Consider the following 13770-nt stretch of genomic DNA (forward strand, 5'->3'; position numbering starts at 1 on the left):
CTTTACAAATGTAAAATTACAAAGCCGCGAAAGGTTTTGGGTTGCTCACACTGAAAAGTTCTACTTCTGACTCCTTGCCACGTAATGTTACTGTATCTATTTTTTCCCAAAGGAAACCGTTCATTTGTTTGAGTTTATTCATCAGTGTTCCCGAAACAAGGCAGTCGCGCTGGTATTTATTGCATTCATTTTGAATTCTTGCAGTTGTGTTTAGCACATCGCCATTATATACGATCTCCCGTTTCAGATCGCCGATTTGAGCGCTTACCACTTTTCCAAAATGTAATCCGGCCTTAAATGCAGGCGTTACGCCAAATTTTTTAAAATAATTTTCACCGTTCCTATGCAGTATTTCCTGGAACATGAAAAAGATCTTCAGGCAATTCGAATTCTTCAAACCATCCTCCATTTCCCACGTTAGCACCACTTCGTCACCCACATATTGATAGATCTCCGCTTTTGTTTGAATCACCGGTTGGGATATTTCGTGGAAGAGCTCATTGAGCAAGGTATAAAAACGAACATGTCCAAGATGCTCTGCTATTGTTGTTGATGATTTCATATCAAGGAACATAAAGATCCTTTCTTCCTCCCGCGGTTTATGGTATTTGCCGCGGATGAATTTCCATAAAACACCTTCACCCAGCAGATGATTGATCTGCAAAAAGAATACAAGGAAACTGTAGATCAAAAGCGTATAAACTACTAATATCAATTGTGCAGGAGATGCAAGATAAGGCTGGAGTTCGCTTAGTTGACGGCCTTCATAGAAGCCTATCAGCGTTGTTGCGGTAACAGTGACCGCGTAAATGACAGCAGTATACAGCAACGTTTTGAATATAAACATTTTTGTAAAGGACCACCGCCGAAACCGCATCTGGGCCCTGGGAAACAGAAATAATTCCAGCAAGCCAAATACAAGGCCTAAAGGGAATCCGAACAAAACGCTATTATAATTGAGGTGTTCTTCATTGATAAGTTGAAAATTCACCCCGGCCAAAGATGTAAAAAGGCAAATAAATGCCAGCAGTTTAAGTTTTTTAACGAAATCTGGTCGCATGTGGAAGAATTAAGCGGTTGGAAAATCTTACTGCTAAGGTACAGGTATGGCAAGACCTGTTACTGACAGTTATTTTGATTATTATTTAATTACAGGGAATTTAAAAAGCAAGAACATACAGGTTTTTCCAAACCCTTTTAAACTGCTGAATTATAGCAGTGTTTCTTTTGCAAATGCAGAAGGAAAAATATTTGCCGCCTCTGTAACGCAAGCTCCGCCGGCGGCAGGAGCTGGCAATCTATTGTTGAACGCCGTAAAACTTTAAGGCTTATAAAACTCCACCAGTTACCCCTTCATAAATCCCTCTCGTTGCCCCTTGTCAAAAAACCGAAAATTTGTGTTTTTAGGCCCTTTTTTGGCCTTTTTATGTAATCGGTTGCTATCTGGCCTGGCTACATTAACCCGCTGTGCAGTTTAGCTGGATAGCAATTTTCACTAGTAATTATTATTTATTCTGTCCTGATCCAGGGCTGAAAATGGGGCAGCCAGGGATAAGTTTTCAGTTAATAAATGTAAACGGTTACATTTGTTTGATTTTTTTCCTACTTTCGTTTGGCAGACGGTCCATTATTGTCTGGCCAAACGATTGAACCCACTTTAAAAATTGCCATATGCAACAGTCTAATTGCTTTTCATCCACACCATTTAGCTATTACATTTCCTTCGTATGCCAGGTTTCGGGATAATTTTTCCCATGCTCGCCTTTGTAGTGTCTTCAGGCATCTGTCCCCTATAGCATTGCCGAACAAATAGCATCCTGTTTACAGCATGCCGGTTGGTTGCATTGTGACGGCACATGGAATTATTAACAATATTGTTTATAACTCAAAAAGATGACTATGAATAAAATTGAACACCCAAAAAAAATTAGCCTGCAAAGGCTGTTGTGGGAAAAAGTGCTTGCGATGATGTTGCTGGTGTTGCTTTGTTGTTTCGCAGGAACTGATACGTTTGCTCAAAATACTGTTAAGGGGAAAGTAACCAGCAACACAGGAGATCCTGTGCCTGGCGCTTCTGTTTCGGTAAAGGGGACCAACATTGGTACCAATTCCGGAGTGGATGGCAGTTTTGCAATTCCGGCGGCTAAAGGCGCCACATTGGTTGTATCGAGCGTTACTTATGCCACCAAAGAAGTTATTGTGGGCGATGAGACCACAATTAATGTACAACTTTCTCCATTGGCATCCGATCTCGGAGAGGTAATTGTGGTAGGTTACGGTACCCAACGGAAAGAAGCGGTCACCGGCTCCGTTGCTTCCATTAGCGGAGATAAAATGCGTGAGGTGCCATCGGCCAACGTTTCACAGGCCCTGCAAGGGCGTATTGCAGGGGTTGAAATTGCGCAAACCTCCACCAGGCCTGGAGCTACCATGCAAATACGTATTCGTGGTACCCGGTCGCTGAGTGCCGACAACAACCCGTTGATCGTGCTGGATGGTATTCCCTTTATTGGTTCTCTTGCCGACATCAACCCGAACGATATCAAAAGCTTCGATGTGCTGAAAGATGCTTCGGCAACGGCTATTTACGGTTCGCGTGGTGCCAATGGTGTTATATTGATCACAACAGATAAAGGGGCAAAGAACAGAAAGCCCCGGATCAATTACAGCGGATATGTGGGCGCACAAACCGTCTTTGCCAAATATCCCATGATGAATGGGCCCCAGTTCGTAGCACTGCGTAAAGCCGCCAATCAATATCCAAACGGACAGGATGAGTCAGACAGTACCAATACCGACTGGCAGGACCTGTTTTATCAAACAGGCATCGTAACCGATCACAGTATCAGCCTTTCGGGTGGTACTGAAACCGGTAGTTACAACTTTGGGGGCGGTTATTACCTCAACCAGGGCGTGATACCTACTCAGCAATACAAGCGTTATTCACTCCGCGGCTCAATCGATCAACAGGTGGGTAAGCTCTTCCGGTTCGGTTTTACTACCAATACCAATTACAACCAAACCGAAGGAAGCCAGGTAGGCTTGTATAGTACATTAAGCATGACGCCTATTTCCTCGCCATACAACGCAGACGGCTCTTTGAGAAGAGGCATCCGCATGGCGGCAGACAACCAGTATGTTTTTACGAAAGACGTGGTGAAGAATTTAAAGAACAATGATCAGTGGCTGAACGAAACACGCGGTTTTGCTACGTACAATGCCATTTACGGCGAAGTAAAAGCTCCGTTCCTCAATGGGTTGAAATATAGAGTGAACCTGGGGCTTGATTATATACAAACGAATAACGGCGCTTATACCGGGGCCGGGGTAGGGGATGCGCTCAATCCGAATACGGCCTCCGCTGCTTCCGTTGATAACAGGCATACGTTTCACTATGTGCTCGAAAACCTGCTTACTTACGACCGCACATTTGGAAAACATTCCTTTAATGCGGTTGCCCTGTATTCTGTGGAGCAGAATAAATACAACAGGTCGAACATGGCGGCACGCGACATACCGGCCGATGCCTTCGAATTTTATAACATCGGGCAGGCGGCAGGACAGATAACTGTAGACCCCGCTAACCAGGATTACCAGTTATGGGGATTGATGTCGGCGATGGGACGGGTGATGTACGCTTATGATAACCGTTATATGATCTCCGCTACGGTTCGTTCGGATGCTTCTTCCAGGCTGGCGCCAGGCCATAAATGGCATACCTATCCGGCCATATCGGTAGGATGGAACATCGCTAATGAATCCTTCATGCAGGACCTTCCCATCTTCAATAATTTGAAATTACGGGCAGGTTTTGGACAAACCTCTAACCAGGCGATTGCACCTTATGCAACGCTGGGACGCCTGGATACAAGACCCTACAATTTCGGCGCTACCAACTATGCAACCGGCGTGTATGTGTCTCAATTGCCAAATGCAAATTTAGGATGGGAGTTCTCCAAGACCTGGAACTTTGGTATTGATTTCAGCATACTCAGGAACCGTTTATCAGGTACCATCGAATATTACATTACAAAGACCGAAGACATTCTGCTGGGACTTGACCTGCCGCCTACATCTGGCGTAACAGGCTATACAGCAAACATTGGATCAACGCAGAACAAAGGATTCGAACTTGGTTTGAATGGAACCATCCTGGATAATGCAAATGGCTTCACCTGGGATGCAGGCATTAATTTCTATGTAAACAAAAATAAACTGGTATCTCTCGCTTCCGGGCAAATCCGCGATGAAGCAAACTGGTGGTTTGTGGGACACAACATCAATGCAATTTTTGATTACGAGAAAGTGGGCTTGTGGCAAAAAGACGATGCCTATTTAAGTACATTGGAGCCAGGCGGAAATATCGGTATGATCAAAGTGAAATATACCGGTGGTTATAAGTCTGATGGCACACCGGAGCGCGCAATTGGGCCGGCTGACAGGCAGATCATGGATGTGGATCCTGATTTTCAGGGCGGCTTTAATACCCGCGTTGCGTACAAAGGGTTCGATCTGGGTATTGTTGGTTTTTACAGGCATGGGGGCATCCTCTTCAGTACCATACATGGTTCAAGCGGCTATTTAAATATGTTGAGCGGTCGTCGAAATAATTTAAATGTAGATTACTGGACACCGGATAATGTGAATGCAAAGTATCCCAAACCCGGAGGTATTGTCAGCAGTGATAATCCCAAATATGGCTCCACGCTCAGCTACTTCGATGGCTCTTTCCTGAAGATCCGCACCATAACTTTGGGTTACGACTTCAATAAGAGCCTGATAAGAAATCCCAATCTTAAAATGCGGATGTACTTTACCGTTCAAAATCCCTTTGTCCTATTCTCGCCATTTCACAAAGAGTCGGGGCTGGATCCTGAAACCAACTCGTTTGGTAATGAAAACGTGTCCTCAACCGGGGCCATCAGTTCAAATCAAAATTTGCTGAGACGCATTCTTACCGTAGGTTATAACAGCCCATCGACCCGTAATTACATTGTTGGCGTTAATTTGACATTTTAAAATTTAACATTATGAAACATCTGCTTATAAAATCACTTATATTATCAGCATGTTCCATGCTGTTATTTTCAGGGTGTAAAAAAGTATTGGAAGAAGAGCCCCGCAGTTTTTATGATCCCAACTTCTTTAAAACTGAAAAAGGCGTGCAGGGCGGCATAACATCACAGTATGCCCACCTTCGCTTCATATACGGACAACCCTATTATTATAATACGCTGGAGACCGGTACCGACGAATATACCTGGGCCTCGTCGGCTGATGCCAATTTTAAGGATGCCGATTTAAGCGGCGTTGGAAATTTAACGCCAACAAGCAGCCGGTCAGATGCATTATGGGGAACCGCCTTCTCGAACATCAATACAGCCAGTGGTATTATTGAGAATGCCGGCGCTGTGGGCACCATCCCGGCTTCACTGGTAGCTGAAGCCAGGTTTTTCCGGGCATTTGATTATTTTCTGCTGGTGCAAACATTTGGCGGCGTGCCACTGGACTTAGGCGCCGGGGAATTGAAGTTTAACACGGCCCCTTCCCGAAAATCGGTGCGCAACACAGTGCCTGAAGTGTATACCAAAGCAATATTTCCCGATTTACTACAGGCAGTAAACGATCTGCCCGATGCGCCCCGGGTAACCGGTGGTGTTACGAAAACAGCAGCGCGTCTTTATTTGGCAAAAGCGTATCTGACGTATGCCTGGTGGTTACAAAACCCGAACAGCATTCCTACTTATCCGCAAACCAACAGAACCGATCCTGATAACCATGATGCACAATGGTATTTTCAAAAGGCTTATGATATAGCTGTACAGGCTATTAACAGTCCCGGTTCATTTGGTCTTGAAACTACGTTTTATGATCTGCACGTAGGAGGTAATGACCGCAACAAGGAAATGATCCTGTATGCCGATCATACACAGGAAAGCGAGTTCTATAATGGCGCCTGTCTTAGTTGCTTTGATTCTGAAAGCGGCAATGGCAGGAACGGTGCTACCTGGATGGTTACCTTTAACTATACAGTGATCAGAAGCTCACCCGATGCTACCGGTACCGGTGCTGGCGTTAGTTCAGTACAGCGCGAAGCGGCCCAGCCTTTAGGCCGCCCTTATACCCGTATGGCGCCAACTATCGGAGCTATTACGAATACCTTTGCCGATAAAACGCTGGATTCGCGTTATGATGGTACTTTTACCACTGTTTTCAGAGGCAATTGGCCCAAAGGCGGAACCCCGAACGCAACGCTTTACAATGCGAACGGTTTACCGGTAACGCCGGGGCAGCCCATCTTAACGTTCCTGGATGATGAATCACTGGCAGCCGGTATTACTTATCCTTCAGGCGCCACGTTTACCAGCAAACCTGCTGCTAATAATATAGGTGCTGGTCAGTTACCGGGCAGGGCCGACTGGGTTGTTACACCCCGCGCTATCAGCAGGATCGTTTTCCCTAACTTATGGAAACTGGGCGTATACAGAACCGATAATGGTTCGGGCCTTGGTCAGCCAAATGCTACGAGTACCCGGCCATTCAAAATTGCCAAATTCTCAGAACTGTATTTTATAGCTGCCGAAGCAGCGGTAAAAGGCGCTACAACGGTAGCCGGTAAAAGCGCCCGGGAACTGATCAATGTAATTCGTGCAAGAGCTGGTAAATGGAAATTTTCAAACAGGAACAATGCGGCATTTGTAGCCGACAACAGTGCCGCAATGACCGCTGCTACACCAGCTACTATCGACATCAATTATATCCTGGCTGAACGTTCGCGGGAATATTTCGGGGAAGGTCATCGCTGGTTCGACCTGGTGCGTACCCAAAAGTGGAGTGAACTTGCAGGTACCTATGAAATTGGCGGCATCGCTTATGGAAATCATACGCCGCAAACGGTAACCCGTACCATTGAGCTTAAACATTATCTCCGGCCTATACCGCAAGCCCAGATTGACGGTATGGAATTGTCGGCTGAAGAAAAAGCAGCCTATCAAAATCCGGGATATCAATAAACTTAACTATAAGTATAATAAAAAGAAAGGCTGTTCTGATGGGGCAGCCTTTTCTTTTTATATGATATGCACGCTTATTCAAGTAGTTTACCCGCTCATTGTGTTATACCTGAAAAGAATAACCGAACATTATTATAATTTATCTGCATGCGACAAAGTGTAAATGATCCATCTGCGGTTTTTTGCGGGTACCATTTCTTTAAAGGTTTTTACACACTTATGGCCTGATTCGACACACTTATTCGGCAAAATAGCACGAATATCAAAAATAGTTGTTACAGAATTCAATTAAATTATATTGCAATAACAAGTTTTTAGTTCGTATGTACTAACAGGTGAAACTTGTGATGTTGAGTTGGTATTGCCTTTAACTCATTAAACCTTATATAACTATGATTTGTAGGTCATTACCCTATGGCAGGTATTCCTTTTTGAGGTTGTCTGGTAAGTTATATCCACTTTCTATTTTATTTGTACTGGTCTTTTCTTCAAATAGCAGCTTTGGGCAATTCTCAATCAAAGGAGTAATAACTGACTCTACTAATTATCCTATACAATTTGCTACAATAATTATATCCAAAGACACTGCCATCGTTACCCGTGTAGTTTCTGATGATAGCGGCCGTTATTCTATTGCTAACCTTCCTGCTCAGGGTTATCTTTTTACAGTTTCTTATGCAAATGCCAAAGATTGGGTCGCTGCTATTTCTTTAGCAGGTGATACCGTTATTAATGTAATGTTGAAGGATAAATATAGGTCCTTGGAAGCGGTAGCCGTTTATGGACAAAAAGAATTTGAACGAAAGGCTGATCGCTTTATATATACTCCTGATAAGAATATAGTTGAGGGTAATAGTGCCATAGACCTGATGCGGCACGTGCCACTTATCGATTACGATGAAAAAAGTAATGCTTTTTCAATAATTGGAAAACCGGGCACTACGGTTTATATCAATAATAAAAAAACAGAGATACCCCGGGAAATGCTCACAGAAATGTTGCGAGCCATGCCTGCTACAAATATTAAGAATGTAGAATTAATTACCAATCCGGGTAGTGAATATGCTGCCAATACATCCGGCGGTGTTATTAATATTAATATAAAGCGTCAATTACATGAAGGGTGGCTGGGAATGGTTTCTTTTACAACACAGCAGGGGCCTTATAACACCTCTTTAGTAAATGGCTACTTTAATTATAGAAAAGGGAAGGTGGGCCTTCAGTTTACACCTGTCATTAGTACCAATTACAATTATTCTACTATAGGATCGAATCTGATCTATACAGATAGTATGCGGCATCATTTATATTACAGGAACTACCGGCGTTATGAGGTATTGGGGAATGGTTTGAAAGTAGACTATGACATCGACAGGAAAAACGCATTGAGTTATAATGGATGGTTCTCTTTTGTAAAAGGGAGATCGCATTCCTCAACCACTACAGGATTTTCAAAATGGCAGAATGATTATATAGACTCTATACACAGCCTTCCCGGTGAAGGGAAAGATATTTACATCTATAATTTTGGCAACCTGAACTATCATCGGAATATAGATCCTGCCGGGAAAAAGTATGTAGATGCGAATATTGACTATAACCATTTTTTTCAACGCCGTGAAAATAGCTGGAATATTAATCGTGTCGATGCTCAGGGCAAACCTATTGATCAGCTTGGACAGTACTCCAACAACCTGCCACAAAAATTTTTCAATCTGTCTGGAAGGTTAGAGTATGGCAAAACAATCCTGAAAAATATCAGATTCATTGCAGGGGCTCAATTAAGTTCCACATCAATAGACAATGACCAGGATTACTATACTTTAAATGGAGACGAACATGTAATAGATAATACGCAAAGCTTACATTATCAGTACAGCGAAAAGTATTATGCGGGTTTTGTTAGTTTAGCCAAAGGTTTCAAACAAAAATGGGACGCCAAAGTTGGCCTGAGAGCGGAGGGGACAAACTACTCTACCCGGGAAATAAAAAAGGCTGTTGCTGTCGATTCCAATTATATTAATCTGTTTCCCAGTCTTTCCTTCGGTTATTCACCTGATAAACATAATCAATTTGGGTGGAGCTTTTCACGGAAGATCAGACGGCCGAATGTTGAATTATTATTTCCCGGGCGAACCTATTTCTCACAGGACTATTTTTTACAAAATAATCCTTTCTTAAAGCCGGTTATATATAATAGCGCAGAGTTTAGCTATACCTTACTCAGTAAATATGTTTTTTCCTTAACGTACGCGAAAAGCTCCAATCAATATGCCAGTTTTATTTTACCCATTGTTGAGGATGGCAAAACCAAACTGAAACAATCCTTCTATAATTATGGGAATGTAAGAAGTTTGAATTTACTATTTAATATCCGCCAAACATTTATTAAGAATTTCTGGGACGTTAATATAACACCTTCATACAATTATGATCAATACTACGGCAAAACGTCAGAAATACCTGTTGACGTGACCAATCATAGTTTTGATCTTTATTTTAATAACAATGTATACATTTCTAAAAAGCGAAAATGGACTGGCTTTGTAACCTTTAGATATAGTAGTCCGGGTACTGATATAAGCAGAGAACGGCTTAATAGTGTGTCTTCCCTTTATATAGAAGTTAGAAAAGTCATTAAAGATTTCTCGTTTAATCTGATTTTTAATGATGTGTATAATGGCAGTTCAAAATTGAATTATCGTTTATACCCCAATTACCTGCTATTGAAAAATGAACTTAACGGCAATGCTTATAACAGGGCTGTTGCGTTTAAGATCAGATACAATTTTGGGAACAATAAACTAAAGACGGTCGGAAACAGATCTTCTGCCAATGAGGATATCCGAAACAGGGTAAACTAACTAAAATTATTTATGCATAAAGAAGGGCGATTCCCGAAAAGCCCATATTAAACAGAGTAGGGATTATTTACCATTTAACTTTTAAACAATGAAAAAATTAAATTTCGAGCAATTTGAACAGCTCACAGAAAATGCAGAAGGACAATTGATCAGTGGTTTTTCTGAAGCCTTTGAAGGAAACTTTATCATGGGTGGCGGAGATACTGCTGCTTCTAACCTGATAAGCTGTCATAACACTAACTGCTCCGGTGGCAATTGTGTAGCCGGATGTGGAAGTCATTAAAAAAGAGAAGCAATAATTGCTGGTACTCAGCAATTATTGCTTCTTCTACGCCAGATTGGGAAAATATAAACAAACTATAAAAGTAGATCTATGAAATTCAGTCAGTTTAACGCAATTATTCCTCATTCAGGAAAATTTGCCTTATATAACTCTTTCACTCAAAAAGTTATTTTTCTTGAAGAAACGTTGAAAGATATTCTGCAGGCTGCATTGAATGAAAATATTGATGCGCTGAATGAGGTGCACCCTACTTTTTACAATTATCTTATAAAGCAGGAGTTTATTATTGAGAACAATATCGATGAGGTTGATAAGGTGAAAAAGCTGGTTAAAAAATATGATGAAAATACGGATAGTTTTTTATTGACAATTAACCCAAGCATGAACTGTAATTTCAAATGCTGGTATTGTTATGAAACGCATGTTAAGAATTCCCGTCTTAACGCCGAAATGATCAAAAAAATAAACCTGTTCATTAATAAAACGGCTAATAAAGAAGGAATAAAAGTATTTACGCTCTCCTTTTTTGGTGGAGAACCTTTGCTTTATTTTAAAAAAGAAGTAATCCCTATTATTGATACTTATGTAGATGCCTGTAGAGCCAATGGCCTTAAGCCGAGTATTTATTTTACAACGAATGGCTATTTGATCAACGACGAATTCATTGCTTACTTTAAAAATAAAGGTATTTCCTGTGGATTTCAGATCACTTTAGATGGGTACAAAGAGCAACACGACCTGGTTAGGTTTGTTAGTGCAAATAAAGGGTCTTATGAGGAGATTATAAAAAATGTAAAACTGCTCATTTCAAATAATTTTCCTGTACGCTTGCGCATCAACTATACAGATAAAAATATAATTGGTACACATAAAATTGCGGATGAGTTTAATGATCTGCCAAAAGATATTAAACAAAGAAACTTGTTAATGGATTATCAAAGGGTATGGCAAGACGATAAGATCGACAATACCTTTGACGTTATTGATGATAATATTAATAAGATCACAGATGCCGGTGTAAACGTTACAAGCACCTATTCTCCCAACAACGTCAAAAACTCCTGCTATGCCGATAAACGTAATAGTGCGGTCATTAACTATAATGGCGATCTTTTTAAATGTACAGCAAGAGATTTTACCACTATAAAAAGAGCAGGCTATCTAAGCGATGATGGAACCCTTGTATGGGAAAATAATTACCTGGAAAGAAGGATGAGTGCAAAATTTAACAATAAGCCCTGCTTAAGTTGCAAAATAATGCCACTGTGTAATGGCGGCTGTTCACAGCATGCAATGGAACACCTTGCTTCTGGCCTTGACTATTGCGTTCATCATGGAGATGAAAACAAAAAAATGCAAATTGTTAAAACCAAAGTGGATGAAATTATTGAGGCGTAAAAACAAGCTAACCTTCTTTGCCCAATTAGAAGGTTCTGATTGTGGACCAGCCTGCCTGGCAATGGTAGCATCGTACTATAAAAAAAGGTATACTGTAAAAGATGTTAAACAGTTTTGCCCTGTTACCAGAATGGGTGTTGCTGTTCAGGATATATTAGGAGGCGCCAGAAAAATGGGATTTGAGGCGGCTGGCGTAAAGTTAACTGTAGAAGAAGTGACAGCAGCCCCATTGCCCCTGATCTTATATTGGAAGCAAAGCCATTTTGTTGTTTTATATGATATTGCAAACCATCGGGGCAATACAACCTATTACATTGCAGACCCCGGTTACGGTAAAATAAAGTTAGATGAAGAAACCCTGATGAAAGGCTGGATGGGGGCTAATTCAAAAGGGGTAGCCATACTAATGCAACCTGCTTCAGCAGGGTTTGTGGAACCAATGCCTGTCCCCCGCATAAAGTTTTATAACCAGGAATTCCTGCAATCTGTTTTTAAATTTATTTCACAATATAAGTGGCGATATGTTTTTTCTATATTATTGATGATAACAGGCCTGGTGGCAAACTGGGCAATCCCTGTCATTTTTCAGCAAACAATAGACAAAGGTATAGGCACTGGGTCACTGCATATTGTATGGGTATTGCTGCTGGCTCAATTAGGGCTTTTTTTAGGAAATTTTGTATCTCAACTGCTTAGCGATCTGGTGCTTACCAAACTCAACTTCCGGCTTAGTATTTCTCTGAAGCAAAATTTTCTTTACAAGATCATGCGGCTTCCAATAAAATATTTTGATACCCGCATGAATACCGATACGTTACAAAGATTGGGAGATCAGTCTAAGATCCAAACCTTCTTAACATGGCGGGCTATTGCAATGGTGATAGGTGTTCTAAACATCATTGCCTTTATTACGATCCTGTTCAACATCAATAAATATATTTTTCTTGTTTTCTTTTTGCTAAGCGCTGTTTCCATAGTGTGGGTGACCTTTTTTTTAAAGGCCAGAAGAGTATTGGAGTATTCGCTTTTTTTACGACAATCAGAGAACAGCAATAGTTTGTATGAATTCATCATGAATATGCCCGAAATAAAAATTAACAATGCGCAGCATACCATGATCACCAAACTTACAGATCTTCAAAAAAAGTTAAATGAATTACAACTCAGGTCGCTTTTTCTGAATATGTATCAGAATATCGGGATGTCATTTCTTTCGAAGTTTAAGGAACTTATTGCTATTGCCATTTGTGCTTTTTTAATTATCAAAGGAGAGTTAACTATTGGCGCTCTATTAAGCATCTCTTATATTTTGGGACAATTAGCTTATCCTGTTAATAATCTTGTGAACTATATAAGAGATGCGCAGGATGCAGATATCGCCCAAAAAAGGATCAACGATGTATATTCGGAAAAAGACGAAAATGCAGGTAATAAAGCACCTGCGCCGACAAACATTAATAAAATAGCGCTTGAGCATGTTACCTTTAAATATCCAGGATCGTTTAGCCCGTTTGTATTGACGAATGTTTCATTTACGATTCCTAAAAATAAAATAACAGCCATTGTGGGCGCCAGTGGAAGTGGAAAGACCACGTTGTTGAAACTCTTATTGTCTTATTATAATCCTTCTGAAGGGCATATCAAACTTAATAATAGCAACCTGTCAACCATACACAGCGAGGAATGGAGAAAGCAATGTGGAACTGTGCTGCAGGATGGACATATTTTTGCCGGTACACTTGCTGAAAATATTGCGATCGCAGATGAGGCTATAGATAAAGACAGAATTACATATGCTGCAAAAGTGGCTTGTATACACGACTTCATTGTAAACTTACCCATGGGATATAATACAAAAGTAGGGTCTGTTGGCATCCAGTTAAGCGGTGGGCAGAAGCAAAGAGTATTGATAGCCCGGGCTGTTTATAAGAATCCTGATTTCCTGTTTTTTGATGAGGCTACGAGCAGTTTAGATGCCAATAATGAAAAACAGATCATGGAAAATCTGAATGAATTTTTTCATGGTAAAACGGTTATTATTATAGCACACCGTTTAAGCACCGTAAAGAACGCCGACCAGATTATTGTTTTGGACAAAGGGCGTATTGTAGAACAGGGTCATCATGATCTGTTGGTAACTAATAAGGGAAATTATTTTGAATTGGTCAGAAATCAATTGGAATTGGGCGTGTGATCCACAATAATATTGACA

General features: G+C 41.0%; 8 protein-coding genes. 7 read left to right on the top strand and 1 reads right to left on the bottom strand.

The window, feature by feature from the left end; all coding sequences use genetic code 11:
- Positions 1-16: 16 nt before the first annotated feature.
- Complete coding sequence (locus FAM09_RS10705) at positions 17-847, bottom strand: adenylate/guanylate cyclase domain-containing protein (protein ID WP_166437092.1); 831 nt, start codon at positions 845-847, stop codon at positions 17-19.
- 259 nt (positions 848-1106) lie between these two features.
- On the opposite strand from FAM09_RS10705, the gene FAM09_RS10710 reads away from it, so the two are divergent.
- The 7 genes from FAM09_RS10710 to FAM09_RS10740 all read left to right on the top strand — a co-directional run bounded on the left by FAM09_RS10710 (position 1107) and on the right by FAM09_RS10740 (position 13752).
- Positions 1107-1325, top strand: coding sequence for a hypothetical protein (locus FAM09_RS10710; RefSeq protein ID WP_136577082.1), 219 nt, complete (start codon positions 1107-1109; stop codon positions 1323-1325).
- 574 nt (positions 1326-1899) lie between these two features.
- Entirely contained in the window at positions 1900-5019 is a 3120-nt protein-coding gene (locus tag FAM09_RS10715) for a SusC/RagA family TonB-linked outer membrane protein (RefSeq protein ID WP_136577083.1), read from the top strand.
- 11 nt (positions 5020-5030) lie between these two features.
- Positions 5031-7013, top strand: coding sequence for a RagB/SusD family nutrient uptake outer membrane protein (locus FAM09_RS10720; protein ID WP_136577084.1), 1983 nt, complete (start codon positions 5031-5033; stop codon positions 7011-7013).
- A 392-nt stretch (positions 7014-7405) separates the two neighbouring features.
- Positions 7406-9877 (top strand): outer membrane beta-barrel family protein, encoded by a 2472-nt coding sequence (locus FAM09_RS10725; RefSeq protein ID WP_136577085.1) that lies wholly within the window; start codon positions 7406-7408, stop codon positions 9875-9877.
- 88 nt (positions 9878-9965) lie between these two features.
- Positions 9966-10160 carry a hypothetical protein gene (locus tag FAM09_RS10730; protein ID WP_136577086.1) on the top strand — a complete coding sequence of 65 codons (195 nt, stop codon included), beginning with the start codon at positions 9966-9968 and terminating at the stop codon, positions 10158-10160.
- 90 nt (positions 10161-10250) lie between these two features.
- A complete protein-coding gene (locus tag FAM09_RS10735) occupies positions 10251-11558 on the top strand; it encodes a radical SAM/SPASM domain-containing protein (protein ID WP_136577087.1) in 1308 nt (435 codons plus the stop codon).
- Complete coding sequence (locus tag FAM09_RS10740) at positions 11539-13752, top strand: peptidase domain-containing ABC transporter (protein ID WP_166437093.1); 2214 nt, start codon at positions 11539-11541, stop codon at positions 13750-13752. Before FAM09_RS10735 ends, FAM09_RS10740 begins: the two co-directional genes overlap by 20 nt.
- The last annotated feature ends 18 nt before the right edge of the window (positions 13753-13770 follow it).

Origin of the sequence: Niastella caeni (assembly GCF_004834005.1) — a bacterium.
Lineage (GTDB): Bacteria > Bacteroidota > Bacteroidia > Chitinophagales > Chitinophagaceae > Niastella > Niastella caeni.